Source organism: Gilliamella sp. Gris3-2, assembly GCF_001690345.1.
GTDB lineage: Bacteria > Pseudomonadota > Gammaproteobacteria > Enterobacterales > Orbaceae > Gilliamella > Gilliamella bombi.
Map to the genome: position 1 here is coordinate 1 of NZ_LZHB01000075.1, position 23185 is coordinate 23185.

The window sequence follows — 23185 nt, forward strand, 5'->3', positions numbered from 1 at the left end:
GTAACCCCCCGTTACAGTGATTGGACTACTCAGCTAGCTGTAACCCCCCGTTACAGTAAACAGTAGTTTGACTACTTAGCTAGCTGTTGCCCCCCGTAACAGTAATTAGACTACTCAGCTAGCTGTAACCCCCCGTTACAGTAATTGGACTACTCAGCTAGCTGTAACCCCCCGTTACAGTAAACAGTAATTAGACTACTTAGCTAGCTGTTGCCCCCCGTAACAGTAATTAGACTACTCAGCTAGCTGTAACCCCCCGTTACAGTAATTGGACTACTCAGCTAGCTGTAACCCCCCGTAACATTAAGGATTAACCTCACATAACATGTTTTTTAATGGATTCAAGAGTTGTTCTATTTCTTCTTTGCTAATCATCTTCTTCTCAACAGGTAAGACTCTTGAAATTTCCTGTTTGCTAGGATCCTCATCTGCTGTGGTTCCCTGATTACTCGTTGAAATGAGGTTATATTCACCCCGAGCGGCTTTTTGTATATTTGTTACAAGATAAGCAGTCATATTTTTAATTTTAGTAATATCTTTCATCGAGATAGTTTTTAATACATTATTGGCAATTTGTATGTCTAAACTATTTTTATTTATCGCACTGATAACATCATTCAATCCTTGAATACCAAGATTAGCTTTAATATTGTCTGGAACATTTAAATCTAAAAAAACATTACTATTAGTAGTACTACTATATAAACTACTACTAGTAGTACTACTAGGGGAATCATAACATAATGATTTTTTAGGTAGTTTCTTTTTGGAACTTAGTGAGTTTAGGCTTAGTTCACTTTTGGAACTTAGTTGTTTTTCACTTAGTTCCTTTTGGGAACTTGGTGTTTTTTCACTTAGTTTCTTTTGGGAACTTAATAAATTTTGTAAGTGAGTGAGTAACGATGATGCAATATTATTAAACTTGTAATTTATATTGCTTTCATTTTTTGAATCGTTAATGTGCAAGAAAATGTTTTTGTCAGATTGAGTGCTTTTATTGATATATTCGTTGATTAGATTGTATGCAAGTATCGCTAATGATTTTGTAATGCTACTTTTATTTAACAATGATGTTAAAATGTGTATAACACTGTCATCAATAATCTTTTCAAGAGGCAGTGCTGTATTATGAAGAATATAAATATTACCCATAATTTGACCATTACTACTTCTAATCATTCTAAATGACAACCAGCCTGATAAAACTAATCTAGAAAGTATTTCTCGTACAGTTTTTCTAGACAATGTACCGCCTAGGTTCCCCCACAACTTTTGTAAATTATCGTAAGTTGGAAAGTAGTTATTGTGCCTGTATTTTTGTAATTCAATATACAACCGTTGCCAAGCATATTTATCTAATGATGTAATTGAATCATCTTCTAATAATGCGCGAGGCATTGAGTCATATTGATGACCTGCAAAAAACATGGCAATCTTTTCATCAGAAGAAATGCTATTTGTTTTCTGCTCAACTAATGCATTACGTAATACGCTAATTTGATTTTCAAAATCTACCATAATATTTACAAACTATTTGAATTAATTAATGGCTCTAGCTCTTTAATTACCGATGTTAATGTTAAAGGCTCAGTATTATCATCGCTCATCATCGAAACATGCTGAGTAATATCCATATAAACTAATAAACGATTCAAATCATCGTTTATTACAACATCTGGATTTTCATTTTTTTTAAGCTGCCATTGTTCCCAAATAACTATTTTTTCGGCTTCGTCTGGTTTCCTAAAACGCCCCTTTGATACAGTTAAATCCTTTAGTTTTCTGGAACAACTAATATCAGATGTTGATAACCCAAAATATTTATTTAAAATTTCTATAGATGCGCCTAGTGAATGTGCTTTGTCAATAATATGGCTTCTTTCTTCAAATTCTTTTGCTCTTGCAAGTACAACATCAAATAATTTTGTATCTATAGTAACTTGAATCAATAGCACAGGTGAGTTTGCAATATAAGTAACTTGTGAATAACTCAATTCTTTCATTTGTTTTAAGTGTTCAATTGTAAATCCCATTTCAATTAATGAGTGAATCTTTCCTTCATTAATAAAATTATGAACCATGTTCAGGATCGCCAAATTTATATTATTACTAACACTTACCATGATATGCCCTATATTTAATGTTGTTGATTTAAAAACTCGTTATAAACTCGGAACAATCGAATAATTCGTAAAAATTTAATTACTAAAAAATCATTGAATTCAGTGATTAAATAATGCATACTAATTGGTTCTTCTATCTGTTTTGTAAGTAATGATAATAATAGTTTATATGCGGTGCGTTTTTTGCTATCTACTTCATCTTCTGTAGAGAGAGGATTAAATGCAATAATGGGTAATTTTGATTTATCTTTATCGTCAATTGAAAATGCAAAAGATTGGTTATTGATGCCTAGCTCATCAAAAATATCAAGTACATGCCCTGCAATATCTCGAAAAACATATTCATAATTAGTAGCTTCTTCTTGCAGTTTCCAAATATCTAAAATAGGTGTTCTTTCCGTTTTCCCATATGTATTTAAATTAGCACTGAGACTATAAGCATGTGGATTAATTTTAGTTAAATCAGTACTTTTAATTATGTCTTCCATCACTGATTTAACATCAGCCCCGTCATGTACAGTAATATCACCATTAGGTAAAATAGTATAAGAAGCAGTTTCCGATTCAGGCTCATCATCGGATATGATTGTTGGATTTATCTCTCTTTTTAATGAAATTGGGTCAATTTTAGTTGATTGTTGGCTACTAACATTAGTTTCTGATGAAATATCCTGTTGCAATTGACCTTTTAATGTTGGAACAACTTCCAATTTATCTTCCCCACCTTGTCCAACATTTTTGCTAACATCAATTGGTGGCAAGTTTTTCTTTATCCCTTTATGTTTTTTTTCCTCTAATTCAAATTCAAAAAGCTGATAGCTAATTCCTAACAATTTCGCAAAATAACCAAACATCTCGTCTTGTAAACGTTCATAACTAAATAATTCTGGCTCATAATCAAATTCACTTAATACTAAATTAAAACCTTCAACAAAAGCATTGTCATCATCATATTTTTCGGAACGTTTATATAAATCCCAACATATACTTCTTAACATTAGAATTTTTTCAATTTGATTTCGACTTAACCCTAACTTTAGAATCTCAGGAATATGAGGATACAAATAATCAACTGTATTTAGCATCTTGTTGATCAATGTATGTGAAATAGGATATCCATGATTTTTTAAACACTCACTCAATTCTCGTGAAGATAATTGTTTGCCAGCTTCCTTTTCATATAAGGTTTTACTTTTTGAAACGCCCAATGCTTTTTCTATAAATGTATAATCGCTACGCAGTCCATTTTCGGTTAAATGTCCAACAATGGATTTCAGCTCTCCGCCCCAAGGTCTGAAAATACAATTAATTGTATAAAAACGTTTATCACCAGTTTCTTCATACAACTCTTTCAAAATTTGTAATCGTGTATTTCCCCCATCAGAAATTACATACCCTTCCTCTCCTGGCATTTTTGTAATAGCAGGAGCATGATCAAGTCCTTTTTTTCGAATAGATTCTTTAATATCTTCATATAATTCATTTTTTTTCAAGCGTGGTAATACCTGACTAGGTCTTAATTCGTCAAGATTTACTCGCATAGGCATTTCATTCAATGTAATTTTAGTTGTTGCCCGATCACCGTCTGGGAAACCTGTAGACATACGTTCACGCATAACATCAACAGATGATTTTTGTTCTACCATAATATTAATATTTTCCTTAAGCTAAATTTTGATAATGCATATATGGCCCATCAAATTTGACTGCTACTTTACCAGTAGCTGCATTACGGGCTTTGGCCACAATTAATTCACCAGTTCCTTTAAATTGACTGTTTTCGTTATAGACCTCATCCCGATATAGCAATATCACTGTTGTAGCATCTTGCTCCAAGCTACCAGATTCTTTTAAATCAGATAAAAGCGGACGTTTATCAGAACGAGATTCTACAGACCGGTTTAATTGTGAAAGCAAAACCAACGGAATATTAAAATCCTTGCAGTGAATTTTTAGTTGTCTACTAATACTGCCTACTTCAACAGCACGATTTTCATTGTTTTTTTCACCTGATGACATTAACTGCACATAATCAACACCAACAAATATCGGTTGACCATATATGCGTGTATAACGCTGAACTTTACGTCTAAAAATGCTGGGAGTTAAATACGCATTATCATCAATAATCAGAATATTTTTTAATTTCAATAAAATTGCAATCGCATCAGAAATTTTTCCGTAATCACTATCATCCAGATTTTTATTCTTTATATCGATAAATGGTACATGAGATAATGCTGATAATAATCGCAACATCAACGATTGCGCATCCATTTCCAAACTAAAAACAAAAATAGGTTGTATAGGTAAATTAGGATTATCATTAAGAGCTATTATGTGATTGTAAATCAATGAAATAAGAAATGCTGTTTTCCCCATGGAGGGTCTTGCGGCAATAATTGTAATTTCCTTGGGTTCCAACCCACCTATTTTAGAATCTAAATTTTTAAAGCCTGTTGAAATAAATGGAGAGTGCTCCGTTTCCAAAAATGTCATAATATTATTCAACATTGCTGGTATAAGTTGCTCATCTTGATTATCTACAGCATGTCCCAACTGAAAAAGTTCGGATTCAGTTTGTGCTATAATCTGATTACTGCTGTCTGAATTACTAAATGACGCTTTTGTGAGATTTTTTATCAATGTTTTTGCAATATTATTTGCACTACGAGCTTTTGTATAATTGCGTAAAATTGATGCATAGTGTTTAAAATTTGTTGCTCTCGGTGTATCTCTAATCAATTCGGCTAAATATGCTAAACCACCACAATTTTTTAGTTGTTCTTCGGAAAGAGCCTGAGATACAGTCAGAATATCCGCATGCTTACCTTCTTGAATTAAAGAAACTATGGAATTAAAAATCAATTTGTGTTGTGGTATATAAAAATCATCCACTTTTATTTCAAATGTATCATCAATATGGCTATTATCGATTAATAATGCACCCAGTACTGATCGCTCAGTATCATTAGAATAAAATTGCTTATTCATATAATCACCTTGTTATTTATTGTGAACAGAAATAAAAACGATTAATGAGCAATTTCGGTTTTCATGAATGCATCAAATTGTGGCTGGTACCTAGGTAATAGGTGTTGACACAAATAATAAATATCGTCTTTGATACTTTGAGCTTGGGCTTTTGTTATTTTATACGGATGAGCTACTTTATTTGTTGGTTCGGTATAATGTTGAAATGCTGCAATACCGAGTGATGCTGCAACTTTGTAACTATTTTTCTTTTTAATATCTTTATCTAAAACAGTAATTTGAAAAGGTAATGGTGGCAGAGATTTGATTTGTTGATTAAAAAGTTCTTTTATACGACGGCAATCATTATTTTCTTCTACTCGATTAAAAAACGTATAAACAGGAGGTAATTCTATTCCGTAATCAGTGAAAGGAATCAAACTTCTAAACAAATTAGAAATAGTACCCCGTAGATATTCTCGAACGCCTGGCATGGAAGGATCTAGCGGAGATAAAACCACATCAGAAGCAAGTACTGCCATGTTAACAGTGGGATCAATTGTTCCGACTGTATCAATGACTATCACATCATACTCACTTTTGAGAAGTTTTAAGCATGATTTTAGACGGATAATACCATCGGCCGAAGCGTTTAAATGGGAAACGATTTCTTGTCTAACGCTGTTTGATGACATAACATCTAAATTTTGTGTTGTTGTCGCAGATATTAGTTTATCTAAATCTGTTTCATGCATTATAAGAAACTCATAAACGCCGTATGGAGCTTCTTTTTGCAATGGAAAATATGAACAAGCTGTAGGCTGCTCTAAGTCAAAATCCAATAATAGTGTTTTTAACCCAGCATGAGCTATAAAAGCAGCAATATTAACTGCTGTAGTCGATTTGGTAGAACCGCCTTTAGTATCGGCTATAGTGATCACTGTTGCATTTTTTTTCATGATATTAACCCTTAAAAAATTAAAAAATTTATTAAACATTAAAATCATGATATTGATGGTGGCCCCTACTGGACTTGAACCAGTGACCAATCGATTATGAGTCGACTGCTCTGACCAACTGAGCTAAGGGGCCATTTGGATGTGCTACTTAGTTAGTAGGGTTGCGATTATAATAGAGTTAAATCGAATTTGCTATAGTTAATTAATAAAATAGGTCGGTTTGATTATTTATTATCCTGTGATTTATTAGATTTTATACAAGTTTAATTACTGATATTTTTTGTTTAATTAAACTGCTACAATAATTTAGTTTATTATTGATTGTTGTTTTATTGGTTGAGGAAATATTATGTCTATAAAAAAATTATTATGCATTGGTGTTACGATGGTTGCGACTTTACTTTTAGGTGCTTGTAGTAGTTCTAACTATCAAACTACTTCTGCCGGTAGTCAAGTTCGGTTTATAGATACTAAACCAGCTGCTTCTTGTCAGTTATTAGGTAAAGCAGAGGGGCGTCGTAGTAGTTTTTTTTCTGGTCTTAAAACACATAGTGAGCTTATTCGTGATGCGGCTTCTGACCTGATGAATAAAGCTGCTGCAATGGGTGGTAATGTGATTTATAATGCACAGGATACTTCAATGCAATATATTTCTGATATTGCACCAACAGATGCGGTTATGGTTGGTGAGGTTTATAGCTGTAAATAATGCTGATTAAATGAAAAAGGGAAGTTTTTCCTTCCCTTTTTGCTGATAGTAATAACTTGTAATATTTTGAGTTAATTTAGCTATTTTGTTTTTCAAATCGCTGCATAAAATCAATTAAATAATTGATGCCTTCTTGATCCATAGCGTTATAAATTGATGCTCGCATACCTCCTGCAATTCGGTGACCTTTAATGCCAATAATGTTAGCTTGAGTTGCTTCGCTTACAAATTTTTTATCCAACTCTTCATTTGGTGATAAAAAAGTAACATTCATAATTGACCGATTTGCTACTGCAACATTATTTCGATAAAAGTTAGATTGGTCGATGAATTGATATAGTGATTGTGCTTTAGCTTGGTTTCGTTGCTGCATTGCTTTTAATCCACCAAGACTTTTTATCCATTTAAACACTAGCCCCGACAAATACCATGCAAATGTAGGTGGAGTGTTAAACATTGAATCGTTGTCCATTAAGATTTTGTAATCTAGTACTGATGGTAAGATTTTTTTTGCATGGCCAATTAGATCTTCTCGCACAATGATAATGGTAATACCTGATGGACCAATATTTTTTTGAGCACCCGCATAAATTATGCCATATCGATTTATGTCAATAGGTTGCGATAATATACACGATGATAAGTCAGCTACAACGGTTTTGTCACCAAAGTTGGGTTCTTCAAAGATTTGAACGCCATCAATTGTTTCGTTTGGACAATAGTGTACATAGGCAGCATTGTCATTTAATTGCCATTCTAACATAGATTTAACAGCCGTTAGTCCGTTTTGTTTGATAACAACATTTTGTTCATTCACTTGGCAATATTTGCTGGCTTCTTTGATTGCGCATTGGCTCCAATAACCACTGTTAATATAGTCGGCACTGGTTTTATTTCCTAAAATATTTAATGGAACAGCAGCAAATTGTGCTCTGGCACCACCTTGGCAATAAAGAATTTTGTAATTGTTTGGAATGTTTAAGATTTCTCGTAGGTCGTTGGTGGCCTCAATAGCACAAGCGTCAAAATCTTTACCTCTATGGCTTAATTCCATGACTGATGCGCCTGTATTATGCCAATTTAATAATTCAGTTTGAACTTGTTTTAATACTTCAGCAGGCAATTTTGCTGGACCTGCACTAAAATTATAACTTTTACTCATTATGCTTCACTTTAATCCATTCAAAAAGAGCTCTATTTTTACACTGTATGAACAGATATACAATCAGATTTTTTGTTAAAAAGTTTCAGGTAACTATGTGTTTCAGTATAAAAATACCAGATAATACAGGTATAGTTGTTATTAGATTAATATAGCTGTTTATAATAGTTGTTGCTTGGCAACTTCAATCGCTGATTTTACCTGTTGTGGTGAAACCCCACCTTTGGCACATCGTTTAGCTAGGCATGATTCTAGCAATAATATTGGATAAACATCATTATCAATAACTGGGCTAAATTTTTGTAGTTCTTCAAGCGAAAGTTCTTCGAGCGCTTTTTGCTTTGCAATAGCATCAACAACTGCTTCGCCAACAATGTGGTGAGCTTCACGGAAAGGTATGCCTTTGGCAACTAAATAATCAGCTAATTCAGTTGCATTAGAATAACCTTGTTTGGCAGCTTCTTGGCAATTTGTATAGTTAATTTTAATATCCTCTAGTACTAGTGTGGCCATATCTAAGCATTCTTGCCAAGTATCAAGTGCGTCAAATAGATGCTCTTTGTCTTCTTGTAAATCTTTATTATAAGCAAGTGGTAAACCTTTGAAGGTCATTAAGGCACCTGTTAATGCACCCGCAACCCGCCCTACTTTACCACGAATCAGTTCTAATGCATCTGGATTCTTTTTTTGTGGCATGAGTGAAGATCCTGAGGTCACTCGATCTGATAGTTCAACAAAATTGGCTTCACCACTATTAAAAATAATAAGATCTTCAGCAAAACGCGATAGGTGTATCATACCTATTGAGGCATTATTTAATAGTTCAAGAATGTGATCACGATCAGACACCGAATCCAAACTATTATTAGTTGCTTGAGCAAACCCTAACCAATGCGCTAATTGCTCACGATCCATAGGATAGGCAGTTCCGGCTAATGCACCTGAGCCTAATGGACTAGCATCTAAACGTTGCAATGTATCTTCTAAACGGCTGACATCACGACTTAGCATTTCAAAATAAGCCAAGCACCAATGCGCAAATGTAATTGGTTGTGCTCGTTGCAAGTGGGTGTAACCAGGCATAATGGCTTTTTGGTGCTGTTCAGCGGTTGTAATTAGTAATTGGCGTAAGTGATTTATCGCATTAATTAAATGAGGAATTTGGTCTTTACACCATAATTTTAAGTCGGTTGTTGATTGGTCATTACGGCTTCGTCCTGTGTGTAATTTTTTACCTAAGTCGCCAATTTTTTCAATCAGTTTTTGTTCAACCCAACTGTGTATGTCTTCGGCATCACTTTGTAAAATTTGGTTAGGATCTTGTTTAACCAATAGTAACAATTCATTTAAGGCTTTTTCTAATTTTTTTTGTTCATCATAAGATATAACGTTAACCGTTACCAATGCTTTTGACCAAGCAATTGAGCCAATGATATCTTGCTCTGCAAGACGATAATCAAAGCGTAATGAATCATTAAAATGCTTAAATCGTTGATCTGCTTCTTGGCTAAAACGCCCACCCCATAATGCCATAATTACCTCAATATTATCTTAAATGAATGTTATCTTAATGATTAGCTGTACAATTTCAATTTTCGTTTTATATATTTATTTTTATAATAAACTTAAATTTAATCAAGAATAATATATACAGGACATTGCCTGTATATATTTATTATTATCACTAGTATATTTGCAAATTGGCGTTTACTTTTTCGCTTTTTTGGCAGTTTGTTTTTGCTGTTCCTCATTTAAAGCACGTATACGCGATGATAATGAGAATAGACGAATAAATCCTCCTGCATGGCTATGATCATAAACTTCATCTTCACCAAATGTAGCAAATTCTTCATTATATAGGCTATTTGGTGATTTCTTTTGTACGGCAGTTGCATTACCTTTATAAAGTTTAACCACTACTTCACCCGTCATGTCTTGTGCCAAAACTTCAGCCGCAGCTTGAATTGATCGACGATATGGTGCAAACCAGCGTCCATCATAAACAACATAAGCCATTTCAATACCTAGCTGTTCACGCCATTTAAAGCTGTCGCGGTCTAATATTAATTGTTCTAAACCACGTAATGCTGTCATCATTATTGTGCCGCCAGGAGTTTCATAACAACCACGCGATTTGATACCGACTAAGCGATTTTCAATAATATCAACTCGACCAACACCATGTTTTGCACCAATTTTATTTAATGTTGCAACACAGTTATATGGCGATAATTTTTTCCCATTTACTGAAACTACTTCGCCTTTTTCAATACCAATGGTCACTAATTCTGGTTGGTTTGGAGCATCTTCAGGCGAAACAGTCCAAGCCCAGCAATCTGTATTAGCTTGGTTCCATGTGCTTTCTAACACACCACCTTCAGTGGAGATATGCCATGCGTTTTCGTCACGGCTGTAAATTTTTTCAACGGTTGCAGTTGTTGGAATTTTACGAACTTTTAAATAATCAATTAATGCTTCGCGTGAACGCAGATCCCATTCACGCCAAGGAGCAATCACTTTAAGTTGTGGTGCAAGTGCAGTATAGGTTGTTTCAAAACGCACTTGGTCATTGCCTTTACCTGTCGCTCCGTGACAGAGTGTATCAGCCCCGACTTCTAACGCATATTCAACTTGCGCCTTTGCAATAATTGGACGAGCCATTGAGGTACCAAGATAATAAGTTCCCTCGTATAAGGCTCCTGTTTTTAAGACTGGATATACGTAATCTTTAACAAATTCTTCTCTTAAATCAACAATTTTACATGCAACTGCACCCGATGCTTTAGCCTTTTTTTCTACATCTTTTAGTTCTTTTGGATCTTGACCTACATTAGCAACAAAGGCATAAACTTCACATCCACCATAATTTTCTTTCAACCAAGGAATAATTGCTGATGTATCCAAGCCACCCGAATAAGCCAACACAACCTTTTTTGTTCCACTTTTTTTCATGTTATACCCTTTCTAAATTAACTGACGATAAAAATGAGTTAAAGACATTTTTTTATTAATTGTTAGATATAGATAACTAGCTTAATATAATAGCTGCTCAATATCTAAGCAATGATTCTTGTGCCTGTAGTGCCTGATTGCCCATTAAATAATTCGATGAGTTGGTGGGATTCTTTCCAACTAGCAATATCAATTGGTCGTCCTAAGGCCTTGGCGGCTTCGAAAGCTGAATTCACTTTAACAACCATACCGTCTGTAATAACACCTGTAGCAATCAGTTGCTCCGCTTGCGATTGAGTTAATGATTCAATGCGTTGTTTGTTTTCGTCAAGTACGCCAACTACATCAGACAATAATATTAAATCTGCATTTAAGGTCTTAGCTAGTGCTACCGCTGCGTGATCGGCATTAACATTCATCATTTGTCCCGCTTGAGTAATACCAATCGAGCTAATAATGGGAAGGTACCCCGAATTAATAAGTAGATTTATTAATGTAGGATCGCCAGCTTTGGCTTCACCAACATAACCTAAATCTTCTGAAATTTGTTTAACTTCTACACTATTACCATCAGCTAAACAGAGTCCTACACTTGCTATTTGCTGTTTTTTTGCTTCTGACAATAAAGTAGTATTGGCACTGCCAGCAAGGCTACCAACAATAACATCAATTTGATCAGCAGGAGTTACCCGTAATCCATTGCGACGGACTACGGGTAAAGAAAGCCTATCCATTAATGAATCAACTACCGTACCACCACCATGAACAATAATTAATGATCGTTGAAAATTTTTTTTGTACTCACTAATAACGTCAAATAATTTACTTAAGGCATCTTTATTGTCGAGCAATACGCCTCCAAGTTTTATAATTAATGGTTTCATTTTAGTTTCCTATTAATTTAACCTACTTTTAATTCATTAAAAATTTTGTACAGAGCTTTTGAAATAATTTACTCATTTTTATAATAATGACGTGGTTTCATCAAAATTATATCGAATGTTCATACACTGCACAGCTTGTGCTGCTGCGCCTTTTAATAAGTTATCTTCAACAGAAATTAATATTAAATGACGATCTTTTAATACAAATCCAATATCACAATAAGGCAAACCAATGACAGATTTTAATGCTGGCCAATCTTTTTGATAAATTCTAATCAAAGGCTTATTTTTGTAATATTTATTTAGAGCTTTGAGGATATCTTGTGATGTAACACCTTCATTTACTCGGCAAGTAATTGTGGCGTGGATACCTTGTTTAAAACTGCCTAAATGAGGTGTAAAGATCACTTCTTGACCTAAATGTGTTGCAATTTCGGGTTGGTGCCGATGAGTAAAAAGTCCATAGGCATGTAAACTTACTTCACAAAATATATTATTATGCGAAGGTTTTCGCCCTGCTCCACTCACCCCACTCACAGCATTAATAACAGGCCATTGTGAATTATCTAATAGCCCCTCCTCGATTAATGGTTTTAATGGTAATTGTGATGCTGTAGGGTAACATCCTGGTACAGCAATCAGTTGTGCCTGTTTGATTTGTTCACTATTCCATTCTGCTAAGCCATAAACTGCTTTATCTAACCATTTTTGATGCTGATGGGTAAAACCATAATAATCGGTATAAAAACTAGCTGAGTTAACTCTAAACGCACCCGACAAATCAAAAACGGTACAACCATGTTCTAAAAAATAAGGAGCTATATTGTGGCTGACTGCATGTTCAGTAGCTAAAAAAACTATATCAAGATCATTGATATAGGCAGAATAATCTGCAGTGGCAATAAGTGGTAAGTCAACAACACTTTTTAATTGAGGGTGTAAATCATAATCAGAAATAAGCTTACCACCGTCTTGGCTGTTTTCAGACACAGTTAAAGCAATAAGTTGTATATGCGGATGCTTGTGTAAATAATGAGCTAATTTTGCCCCTGCATAACCACTTGCACCAACAATAATTGCTTTTAACATACCCTACCCTTATCTATTTTTTATGCAATAATGTGCATATAGTAGGTTATTTATAAGGCTATTACAAGTACGAAATGAATTTTTATTCACTTTTTGTGAATTTAATTTCAAATATTTTTTGCAGACACCCTAATATTCTAACGTATTATGTTGTATTAAATTGTTTTTTAGTAAATATAAACACGAGTAATCTGTTCGGAATGCCTGCCGATAAAGATCGGCAGGTGAGGTGTTGGATTATTTTAATAAAGTTGCTGATTTTAATATCGCTATCAATAATTCCCAATAACGATAAACACTTTGAATGTTAACTTTTTCATCTGGTGAATGTGGCGAAACAATCGTTGGTCCAATTGATATCATATCCAGATTTGGGTAACTTTGTTTAAATAAACCACATTCAAGCCCTGCATGAATCACCATTATTTTGGCTTTCTGAGAAAAAATTTCGTGATATTTATCTTTAGCAAGCTTTAAAAGCTGTGAATCTAAATTAGGTTCCCAACCTGAATAACCGCCACTTATTTCATAATTAGCATCCACTAATTGGCTAAGTGATGTCAATGTTGATACAACCGCATCTTTAGCACTATCAACTTGAGAACGAATAAGAAAATGGACATTCAGTTGATTGTCCTCAATACTAACAATACCTAAATTGAGCGATGTTTCAACCACACCATGAAGTTGATCGCTCATTCTAACTACACCATTAGGCGCTGAATTTAACCAGCTTATGATTTTATTTTGATGCTCTGTAGTTAATACACGTTTTACTTTGTTTGATTCAACTTTCGATAACGTTATTTCGATAGCAGGTTCTACATGACCTAACTCACTGTGTAAAATTGTTTGATACTGTTTAACAATGGCTTCTAATTTTGGCAGATCTTGTTTATTTAGTGTAATTTCAATAAAGGCTTCTCTTGGGATCGCATTACGTAGTGAACCACCTTTTATATCAGCTAATCTAAACGAGATATCTTGTGCATATTGCGCTAAAAAGCGAGCCATCAATTTAATTGCATTTCCACGACCAAGATGAATATCACAACCTGAATGCCCCCCTTTTAATCCTTTAAGTGAAATGTTCATATAACAATCATGCTTTTCTGGCATTACTGCATAAGTAACAGCAAAGGTTGTAGTAAAGTCAACGCCGCCAGCACAACCTGTAAATATTTCGCCTTCATCTTCAGAATCAGTATTAATTAGATAGTGACTTTTTAGCCAATTAGGTTGTAAACCAAAGGCTCCGTGCATACCAGTTTCTTCTGATACTGTTATCAATACTTCAATTGGTCCATGTTCAACAGCAGGATCAATTAAAACAGCTAATGCAGATGCTAACCCAACGCCATTATCAGCACCTAATGTCGTTCCTTTGGCTTTTACCCATTCGCCATCAACATAAGCTTGAATTGGGTCAGTTAAAAAGTCGTGACTAGTACCTTCATTTTTTTGTGGCACCATATCCATATGAGCCTGTAATGCAATTGATGGGCACTCTTCCATACCTTTGGTAGCAGGTTTACTTAACAAAATATTACCTACTTTATCAAGTTTGCAATCAATACCATGAGTTTTAGCAAAATCGACGATATATTTAGTTATCATTTGTTCATGGTGAGATGGGTGCGGAATTTTACAGATATCATTAAAAATCTGCCAAACAAATTTAGGCGTTAAGGTAGAAAGCATAATATAACCTCAATATTAAGTATGTAATAAATTAATGAGTGGTTTTTTTTATTGAATCACATTATAATAAGGTGCAATTTTACATCTATTTTTAGTTCATTAATATTTATTTATTCATACAATCGATTAAAATTGCAGGTTACTCAATGTCAACAGATCAAATTTTATTAACAGAAGAAGAAATCCAAGCCAAAAAACAACATAAAGCAGAACTTATTGCAGAAAAGAAAAAATTCAATGTTACTTGGGAAATGTTGCAATCCTATGGGCGCCAACTTTCTGAACGCTTATTACCTGCAAATCAATGGAAAGGTATTATTGCCGTTAGTCGTGGTGGATTAGTTCCAGCGGCAATTTTAGCGCGCGAATTAAGTATTCGTTATGTCGATACCGTTTGTATTTCAAGTTATGATCATGATCATCAACGTGAAAAACTAATATTAAAACAAGCTAATGGCGATGGTGAAGGTTTTATTGTTGTTGATGATTTAGTTGACACTGGTAACACTGCTCATACAATTCGCGAAATGTACCCTAAAGCTCACTTCGTAACTATTTTTGCAAAACCTGCTGGTAAACCACTTGTTGATGATTATGTTGTGGATATTGCACAAGATACTTGGATTGAACAGCCATGGGATACAGGTGTTATGTTTGTTAAACCTATTAGCGATCATAAATAATTGATAAGGAAGTTAAGGTTGTTATGGCAACTACCGAAAATCTAACTGAACAGATATTTAAACCACAATTTGATTATCCTGAAACTTCAACACTTATCAATCGCATTGATAATAGTAATGGTAGTAGCATTAGCGCCTTAGATGGAGAAGTTGACTCCAGATGGTATCGAATTATTAATCCCATTTTGTGGCATTGGCGTGGATTACCCAAATTAGAGGCTGAAGCGGTTTTATCAAAAATTGCCGCTTCAACTCGACGCCACACAAATGATACCCGGCTAGACACTGTTGTTGGTTATCAATCTGGCAACTGGGTCTATGAATTTTTAAATCAAGCGGCAGTATGGCAAGCTAAAGCTGAATCAATTGATGAAGCAAATCTTATAGATGAAAATAAAAATAATTTACACGATTATTATCTCATAGCCAGCATATATGCAAGTATTGCTAGTTATCCTCATTTTAAAAATGACCAACTAGCAATGTATGCCCAAACATGCGCTTATCAGTATTATGCAAAAGCTCTTCAATTTTCGCCATTTTTGATAAAAGAACTGGAATTTAAAGTCGATAATCGTAGTGTCAAAACAATTTTACATTTACCAAAATGCGAAGGGACTTGCCCTGTTGTGTTGATTTGTAATGCGTTAGGCAATTTGCAGATCGATTATTATCGTTATTTTAGTGAATTTTTAGCGCCGCATGGATTTGCCATGCTAACTGTTGATCTACCAACTGTTGGTTATAGCCGTAACTTTACTTTATCACAAAATAGTAGCCAAATTCATCAAGCTATATTAGAGCAGTTGTCTTCTGTTCCATGGATAGATGATCATCGGATTGTTGTTGCTGGATTTAGATTTGGTTCGCATATTGCCACACGTTTAGCTTATTTGATGCCAAATAAAATAAAAGGCGTATTTAACTTTACTCCGTTTATTCATCAAATTTTTGTTGATAAAGATCTGCAAAAAAATCTACCGAATAGTTATAAAGATATGTTAGCTAGTCGTTTGGGATTACCTTCAATATCCAACCAACAATTGGCAGCAGAATTAAATTATTTTTCACTAAAAAATCAAGGACTTTTAACTCATGCTTGTCATGTACCTGTTATGAATATCATCTTTGAGGATGATAAGTTAAGCGATCTTTGTGAAGCAAAATTAATTCATTCAATCAAACAAAATAAAGTAATAACTGTACCTAAAACACAGTTACAAAAAAGTTTGCATCAGGCATTAACACAATCAGTAAATTGGATGAAGTCTGTTATATAACGTGAAAAAATAAGAATATGCTATGACTATTAAAAAACAACAAACCGTGGTTGTTAAATTAGGCACCAGTGTACTAACAGGTGGAACAAAACAACTTGATCGAGCACAAATAGTTGAGTTAATAAGACAATGCGCGAGTCTACATCAAGATGGACATAAAATTATCATTGTTACATCTGGTGCAATTGCAGCTGGACGCGAATATCTTAACTTCCCTACCCTACCTAATACTGTTGCTTCAAAGCAATTACTTGCTTCTGTTGGACAAAGTAAGCTTATTCAACTTTGGGAACAGCTATTTTCTATCTATAAGATCTATATTGGTCAAATGTTACTTACCCGTGCAGACCTTGAAGATCGTGAAAGATTTTTAAATGCCCAAGACGTTTTAAAAGCAATGTTAGATAATCATATCGTTCCAATCATCAATGAAAATGATGCTGTTGCAACCGCAGAAATTAAAGTTGGCGATAATGATAATTTATCAGCACTAGCTGCCATTTTAGCCGAAGCAGATAAGTTGATTTTATTAACCGATATTGAAGGTCTTTATACAGCCGATCCAAGAGCTGATAAAAATGCCAAGTTAATTCATGAAATTGATCATATTGACGATAATTTGCGAAGTATCGCCGGTGATAGTGTTTCAGGGCTTGGCACGGGTGGTATGAGCACAAAATTACAAGCAGCTGAAGCAGCTGGAAGTGCAGGTATAGAAGTTATTATCGCTGCAGGAAATAAACCAAATGTTATTATTGATATTGTCAATAATAAACCGATTGGAACACATTTTTCACCACAAAAAACACCATTAGAACATCGTAAACACTGGTTGTTTGGTGCACCAAAAGCAGGAAAAGTGTTATTAGATGATGGTGCTGTTAATGCGATTTTAAATAATGGTAGTTCGCTATTACCTAAAGGAATTATCAGCGTAGAGAAAGATTTTTCTCGCGGTGAAGTTATTGATATTTGCGACAAATTTGGCAAACGCATTGCGCGAGGTGTCAGTCGTTATAATAGTGATGCTTTAAGGCAAATTGCTGGGCATCATTCTCAAGAAATTAGTCAAATTATTGGCTATGAATATGGTCACGTTGCTGTTCATCGTGATGATATGATAATAAAATAAATAATAAACAAGGAAGGATAATCATGGGATTAGCTATTGGAGGTATAATTGCTAATTGGTTAGCAGTAGATAGATTTAAATTATATGACTGATGATGATAAACAATCATTACTAAAAGAAATAAATAATATAAAACAACTAAATAGTAATATAAAATAGTGGTGATAACAATGTTACAGCAAATGGGTAAAACTGCTAAACTTGCTTCATATCAACTAGCACAATGTCCTACCGCAATGAAAAACAACACGTTGATGGTTATTGCTGATTTATTAGAACAGCATAGCGCAAGTATACTCATTGCAAATGAAAAGGACATCCAAGCGGCAAAAAAACAAAATTTAAACGAAGCCATTTTAGATCGTCTACTCTTAACACCCAAACGATTATCATCTATTGCCAATGATGTCCGTAAAATCATTTCATTAACTGATCCTATTGGTCAAATCATTGATGGTTCTACTTTAGAAAACGGTTTAAAGTTACACCGTCACAGAGTACCACTTGGCGTTATTGGTGCGATTTACGAGGCTCGACCAAATGTAACAATTGATATTACAGCTCTTTGTTTAAAAACAGGCAATGCCGCAATACTTCGCGGGGGTAAAGAAACAATCAATACTAATATGGCCACAATTTCTGTTATACAAAAAGCGTTAAAACAAGTTGGTTTACCCCAGACAGCTGTTCAATGTATTAATAATCCTGATCGTAAATATATTCATGAGTTACTTAAACTCGATAAGTATATCGATATGATTATCCCCCGAGGTGGTGCATCTTTACATAAATTATGCCGTGAACATTCAACAATACCTGTCATTACAGGTGGTATTGGAGTCTGTCACATTTTTGTTGATGAAAGTGCTGATGTTGATAATGCTCTACCAATTATTGTCAATGCCAAAACTCAGCGTCCAAGCACTTGTAATACGCTTGAAACGTTACTAGTCCACCGAAATATTGCGGAGCAGTTTTTACCAAAACTTTGTCAGGTCATGGCAGATAATAACGTCGTATTACATACTGACCAAAACTGTTATGACATATTAAAAACAGGTAATGCAACTATCCTACCAGTAAAAAATGAAGAATTACGGCAAGAATGGTTATCAAAAGATTTAAATGTGATCATTGTTGATTCACTTGAATTGGCTGTAGAGCATATCCGCGAGTATGGTACGGGGCATTCGGAATCCATTCTCACGCGTAACTTGCTTAATGCAGAACAGTTCGTAAATCAGGTTGATGCAGCTGCAGTTTATGTCAATGCATCAACACGTTTTACTGATGGTGGGCAATTTGGATTAGGTGCAGAAGTAGCAGTTAGTACACAAAAACTACATGCACGCGGACCAATGGGACTCGAAGCTTTAACTACCTATAAATGGATAGGTTATGGAGACAATTTAATTCGTCAATAATAAAATTCTGTTTAATATAACTGTTCGGACATCCCGAACAGTTTTTATGCTTAACCAAACTAATCAAAATTACGCATTAATAATGCATAATTTAAATCGATTTCTTCAGGAATCGGAATATAAACAATATGACCATCACCTAAACCAGCAGGAACAGGTTGTCCTTTTTTGTTTTCCATTCGCTCAATCGTAAAAGTTTTGTTGCCTTTCGGCGTCATCATTTCAACGCTATCCCCAACAGAGAATTTATTTTTTACGATAACTTCAGCCAACCCATTTAATCGTTCACCACTAAACTCACCAACAAATTGTTGCCTTTCCGAAACAGAATGGCTATGTTTGTAGTTTTGCATTTCTTCATGCTTATGGCGACGTAAAAATCCTTCCGTATACCCTCGATGAGCAAGTGCATTAAGCTCTTGTAACAAGCGAGGATCAAAAGGCTTACCTTCACTCGCTGCATCAATAGCTTGGCGATACACTTGTGCTGTTCTTGCACAATAATAAAAAGATTTAGTTCTCCCTTCAATCTTGAGCGAATGTACACCAATTTTTGTTAAATCATCTACTAATTCCACTGCTCTTAAATCCTTTGAGTTCATAATATATGTACCATGCTCATCTTCGTAAGCTTGCATATATTCACCTGGGCGACCTGATTCTTCAAGCATAAATACTTTACTAGTAGTTTGACCAATTCCTAATGTTGGTTCAACTTGTTTTACCGAGATCGGTTCACATTTATGTACAATTTGCCCCACTTCGTCTTCTTTACCCTCAGCAACTTTATATTCCCAACGGCAAGCATTAGTACATGTCCCTTGATTTGAATCACGCTTATTAATATAGCCCGAAAGCAAGCAGCGCCCAGAATATGCCATACACAATGCCCCATGGATAAACACTTCTAACTCCATTTCAGGAACTTTTTCACGGATTTCAGCAATTTCATCAAGTGATAATTCACGCGATAAAACGACTCGAGTTAATCCCATTTGATGCCAAAATTTTACTGTTGCCCAGTTAACAGCATTCGATTGTACAGATAAGTGAATTTCCATATCAGGAAAATGTTCGCGAACTAACATGATTAAACCTGGATCTGACATGATAAAAGCATCAGGTTTCATATTTACAATGGGTTCTAAATCACGAATAAAAGTTTTTAACTTCGAGTTATGTGGTGCTATATTCACAACTACATAAAACTTCTTACCTTGAGCATGTGCTTCGTTAATACCAATTGCTAGATTTTCATGATTAAATTCATTATTACGAACTCGTAAACTATATCGCGGTTGGCCGGCATAAACAGCATCTGCACCATATGCGAAAGCATAACGCATATTTTTTAAAGAACCGGCAGGAGAAAGTAATTCTGGTTTTGCATATAAATTTGTCATTAAAAATGCCTCTGATTTCAGGTCAGTATTACTTATAAGTAATAGGTTAAGCAAAATAGGATGGGCATTTTACGCTTTAGGCTATCTGTTGGCAAATTTATTATATTCCAAGCTGTGAAAAACTTTCAGTTATTGCTTTTCCCGACACTTTTTACTTTGTTTAAGTATGATAAGTTAGGTTTTATTATTCAATAATGGTAAATATTCATCCCATCGGTATTCTCTAATTGGCATGGGGTTAACCTCTTTAAAATATAAAACTAATGCAGGTTTAATACCATTCCAATTATCCACGAACTCATATCTAACAAGTTTACCATTTTTGATTAACTTCTTTGCTTTTGCATGATAATTAAAGTAGCTCATAAATAATGTTAATAAAGTTAGATTATAAAATTGAAAAATAAATGTAACTGAAAAAACTAAAAATTGATTAATTTAAAAAATGGAGGCGCGTCCCGGAGTCGAACCGAGGTAGACGGATTTGCAATCCGAAGATATATTATTATAAATCAATCAGTTACAAAAATAACTTAGAATATACAGTACTTTTTATCGATTTTTTCATCGTTAAATATCAATAAGTTATTCAATTATATTCTCACATATTCTAACACTTTTTGCGACCATTTTCTCAAAATTTCACATCACAAATTCACATCAAAATACAATCAATATAAAATACTCCAAATAAATACACTTTCGCTTATCATGATAACAATAAACTACACACTACCAATTTACATACGCATGACGCCAGAAGATTACGAAATAGAGTTATCGGGCGAGTGCTACATTATCAACAGCGACGACGAGCACAATTATGTATTCTATCAAACGCAGAAAGCACTATACGATATCGCGGATTTTGTGATGTTAGAAGACGCTGTTGAGTATTGTAAGTTGAAGATTGATAGTGTGACGTGATGTTATTGTGGTTACTGTGGTTTTTCCGGCCATTTGATATCTGGCGCAGTATCGACATCAATACGATTTAGTAAAGCACGGTATTTTTTCCATGCCGCGTATAACGCTTTTTCTTCGTCTGTTGCAATATCAGTATCAATTGCATCTTGTAGATAATCAATTTGTGAGCTAGCTTCGCTTAATAGCTGTTTTTTCTGTGCTGTTGCTACAGCTACATAGTGCTGATGCTGTTTATTTTCATCTAATACCCACTTTTCACCGTCCCAGTTATCGAATTCGCTTGATGGTTTTAACAGCGTGTAATCATTCGGAATGTCGCCGATTTCCGTTACTGTTGATTCTGCCCCATTTTCTATTGAGTAGATTTTTTTGCCTCGGCAATCGCTCGGATATGTCCATTTATCACCGACGCGCACAATAGAGTGTTCGTCGTCAACCGCTTTCGGTGCATCAATGCATGAGTTAGCCGGCACGCCGACCCCAACTTGTAAATACTGATAACTGGCATTTTTGTATTCGCCAGTTAATGCATCAAAATTATAAATGATCGCATATCCAGCGCTCACTGTTAATCCGTTTTTATCTAAAGCTGCAATTTCTGGTTGTAATTGATATTTCATTATATAAATCTCCTAAAATTATTCTGCTTTAACTATGTACATAAATGCGATGTTACGTGGTCTGTTTTCATTAGCTATGGGTACAACTTGTGATGCATCAAATACAACGCCGCCTACGCTGCCGCGATCAACAGATGTCGGAGTGTGTCCAGCGTGTTTTTCGAAATATTTGAAAGCACCAGTAGTGACTGGCTCCGATGCAAAAGTTTCTGAAATCGGCGACATTTCCCCCATAATATTTCTGATTGCATCCTCTTGCCAATTCAGTATTTGTCTGCCCGAGTCAACACCTCGTCCGTTATCCCAACCTCTAATAAACTCACCACGCAAATCCGGCAACCGACCCCACGGGAAAACTGATGCGAGTTTAGAAAACTTGTTTACATCAAATGGCGCGCCATTGCATTCAAGCCAGCCGGCTGGCGGTGTTGATGTCGGCCACGGTTGGGGAATGCCCACAGGTAGTGAGTGCCATCGAACATAATCATCTAGACCGACAATACGGTCACAACCAATGTAACCGTCAATACCTCCATTTTTATCAATTAGCCAAGAAAATTTGTTTGTTAAATGATTATAAACACCACAAACACCGTCATTTCTCATCACGATGTGATAGTTATGATCCGGAGAAAAAACGACAGATTCATTATTGTTCGATGTAAATTTATCAATTACATTTGATAAGTTGTTGTGATTTTCAGTTGCCAAATCGTACGCTTTTTTTACAGCCAAAGGTGTTGCTGCTTCGGTTTCTGATTCGCTGTTAATTTCTGAGCTTAATTTAACTATACCGCTTTGTGTTGTGCTTGCTTTCGAAACTTCTGCTTGTGTTTTTTTCCATTTTGTAGTGCTTGTAGCGGGATTTGAGTTATCATTTTCAACTATCGATGTGTATAAAACACCGTTATATTTAATGATTGCATTAGCTGGATACTTGACACTTTCGCACCACTCTGGCACACCCTGCTGTAATAAATACAGCATGTTTTTATCGACACGATTAAATGCGCCGTTCATCCACTCCATAGGAGGTTTTGAGCCTGTTTGCTCAATAGTTATCCCCCACCCTCGACTTACGTCTGGAAAATCAGAAACTTCGCCTTTTTTTGCGGACTCAGCAAAAATTAAATAATCTGGTTTTTCTTGAATGTTCATAAATTG

At 34.8% G+C, this 23185-nt stretch carries 21 protein-coding genes and 1 tRNA gene; 6 read left to right on the top strand and 16 right to left on the bottom strand.

Annotation, left to right across the window (positions count from 1 at the left end):
* Positions 1–303: 303 nt before the first annotated feature.
* The 6 genes from A9G32_RS11155 to A9G32_RS11180 all read right to left on the bottom strand — a co-directional run bounded on the left by A9G32_RS11155 (position 304) and on the right by A9G32_RS11180 (position 6188).
* On the bottom strand, positions 304–1518 hold the full coding sequence (locus A9G32_RS11155; RefSeq protein ID WP_065590512.1) for an STY4528 family pathogenicity island replication protein: 1215 nt from the start codon (positions 1516–1518) through the stop codon (positions 304–306).
* Between the two features lie 5 nt (positions 1519–1523).
* Positions 1524–2123, bottom strand: a complete 600-nt coding sequence (locus A9G32_RS11160; protein WP_081296838.1) for an STY4526/YPO1902 family pathogenicity island replication protein — start codon at positions 2121–2123, stop codon at positions 1524–1526.
* Between the two features lie 14 nt (positions 2124–2137).
* Entirely contained in the window at positions 2138–3769 is a 1632-nt protein-coding gene (locus tag A9G32_RS11165) for a ParB family protein (protein ID WP_065590514.1), read from the bottom strand.
* A gap of 16 nt (positions 3770–3785) precedes the next feature.
* Positions 3786–5117, bottom strand: a complete 1332-nt coding sequence (locus tag A9G32_RS11170) for a replicative DNA helicase (RefSeq protein WP_065590515.1) — start codon at positions 5115–5117, stop codon at positions 3786–3788.
* Between the two features lie 41 nt (positions 5118–5158).
* Complete coding sequence (locus A9G32_RS11175; RefSeq protein ID WP_176701345.1) at positions 5159–6055, bottom strand: ParA family protein; 897 nt, start codon at positions 6053–6055, stop codon at positions 5159–5161.
* Positions 6056–6111: 56 nt separating this feature from the next.
* A tRNA-Ile gene (locus A9G32_RS11180) sits at positions 6112–6188 on the bottom strand.
* 216 nt (positions 6189–6404) lie between these two features.
* Here A9G32_RS11180 and A9G32_RS11185 point away from each other — a divergent pair.
* On the top strand, positions 6405–6764 hold the full coding sequence (locus A9G32_RS11185; RefSeq protein WP_065590517.1) for a DUF4156 domain-containing protein: 360 nt from the start codon (positions 6405–6407) through the stop codon (positions 6762–6764).
* A 76-nt stretch (positions 6765–6840) separates the two neighbouring features.
* On the opposite strand, the gene serC is transcribed toward A9G32_RS11185, so the two are convergent.
* The 6 genes from serC to A9G32_RS11215 all read right to left on the bottom strand — a co-directional run bounded on the left by serC (position 6841) and on the right by A9G32_RS11215 (position 14552).
* Positions 6841–7926 carry a 3-phosphoserine/phosphohydroxythreonine transaminase gene (serC, locus tag A9G32_RS11190; RefSeq protein WP_065590518.1) on the bottom strand — a complete coding sequence of 362 codons (1086 nt, stop codon included), beginning with the start codon at positions 7924–7926 and terminating at the stop codon, positions 6841–6843.
* A gap of 159 nt (positions 7927–8085) precedes the next feature.
* Positions 8086–9459 carry an argininosuccinate lyase gene (argH, locus tag A9G32_RS11195; protein ID WP_065590519.1) on the bottom strand — a complete coding sequence of 458 codons (1374 nt, stop codon included), beginning with the start codon at positions 9457–9459 and terminating at the stop codon, positions 8086–8088.
* Positions 9460–9633: 174 nt separating this feature from the next.
* On the bottom strand, positions 9634–10878 hold the full coding sequence (locus tag A9G32_RS11200) for an argininosuccinate synthase (RefSeq protein WP_065590520.1): 1245 nt from the start codon (positions 10876–10878) through the stop codon (positions 9634–9636).
* A gap of 104 nt (positions 10879–10982) precedes the next feature.
* Entirely contained in the window at positions 10983–11762 is a 780-nt protein-coding gene (gene argB, locus A9G32_RS11205; protein ID WP_065590521.1) for an acetylglutamate kinase, read from the bottom strand.
* Positions 11763–11840: 78 nt separating this feature from the next.
* Positions 11841–12851, bottom strand: a complete 1011-nt coding sequence (argC, locus tag A9G32_RS11210; protein WP_065590522.1) for an N-acetyl-gamma-glutamyl-phosphate reductase — start codon at positions 12849–12851, stop codon at positions 11841–11843.
* 237 nt (positions 12852–13088) lie between these two features.
* Positions 13089–14552, bottom strand: coding sequence for an aminoacyl-histidine dipeptidase (locus A9G32_RS11215; RefSeq protein ID WP_065590523.1), 1464 nt, complete (start codon positions 14550–14552; stop codon positions 13089–13091).
* A 146-nt stretch (positions 14553–14698) separates the two neighbouring features.
* Here A9G32_RS11215 and gpt point away from each other — a divergent pair, with 146 nt between their 5' ends.
* The 4 genes from gpt to proA all read left to right on the top strand — a co-directional run bounded on the left by gpt (position 14699) and on the right by proA (position 19071).
* Positions 14699–15235, top strand: a complete 537-nt coding sequence (gene gpt, locus A9G32_RS11220; protein ID WP_081296839.1) for a xanthine phosphoribosyltransferase — start codon at positions 14699–14701, stop codon at positions 15233–15235.
* Between the two features lie 23 nt (positions 15236–15258).
* On the top strand, positions 15259–16515 hold the full coding sequence (locus A9G32_RS11225) for an alpha/beta hydrolase (RefSeq protein ID WP_065590524.1): 1257 nt from the start codon (positions 15259–15261) through the stop codon (positions 16513–16515).
* A gap of 22 nt (positions 16516–16537) precedes the next feature.
* The gene (proB, locus tag A9G32_RS11230) at positions 16538–17647 is read left to right on the top strand and encodes a glutamate 5-kinase (protein ID WP_065590525.1); all 1110 of its coding nucleotides are present in this window, start codon (positions 16538–16540) and stop codon (positions 17645–17647) included.
* A 170-nt stretch (positions 17648–17817) separates the two neighbouring features.
* A complete protein-coding gene (proA, locus tag A9G32_RS11235; RefSeq protein WP_065590526.1) occupies positions 17818–19071 on the top strand; it encodes a glutamate-5-semialdehyde dehydrogenase in 1254 nt (417 codons plus the stop codon).
* Between the two features lie 59 nt (positions 19072–19130).
* On the opposite strand, the gene trhP is transcribed toward proA, so the two are convergent.
* Entirely contained in the window at positions 19131–20474 is a 1344-nt protein-coding gene (gene trhP / locus A9G32_RS11240; RefSeq protein WP_065590527.1) for a prephenate-dependent tRNA uridine(34) hydroxylase TrhP, read from the bottom strand.
* Positions 20475–20648: 174 nt separating this feature from the next.
* The gene (locus A9G32_RS11245) at positions 20649–20840 is read right to left on the bottom strand and encodes a thermostable hemolysin delta-VPH (RefSeq protein WP_065574966.1); all 192 of its coding nucleotides are present in this window, start codon (positions 20838–20840) and stop codon (positions 20649–20651) included.
* 345 nt (positions 20841–21185) lie between these two features.
* Here A9G32_RS11245 and A9G32_RS12870 point away from each other — a divergent pair, with 345 nt between their 5' ends.
* A complete protein-coding gene (locus A9G32_RS12870) occupies positions 21186–21401 on the top strand; it encodes a hypothetical protein (RefSeq protein ID WP_141672906.1) in 216 nt (71 codons plus the stop codon).
* A gap of 11 nt (positions 21402–21412) precedes the next feature.
* On the opposite strand, the gene A9G32_RS11250 is transcribed toward A9G32_RS12870, so the two are convergent.
* Both A9G32_RS11250 and A9G32_RS13730 read right to left on the bottom strand, forming a co-directional pair.
* The gene (locus A9G32_RS11250) at positions 21413–22021 is read right to left on the bottom strand and encodes a tail fiber assembly protein (RefSeq protein WP_065590528.1); all 609 of its coding nucleotides are present in this window, start codon (positions 22019–22021) and stop codon (positions 21413–21415) included.
* Positions 22022–22039: 18 nt separating this feature from the next.
* Complete coding sequence (locus A9G32_RS13730; RefSeq protein WP_081296840.1) at positions 22040–23179, bottom strand: phage tail protein; 1140 nt, start codon at positions 23177–23179, stop codon at positions 22040–22042.
* Between the last annotated feature and the right edge of the window lie 6 nt (positions 23180–23185).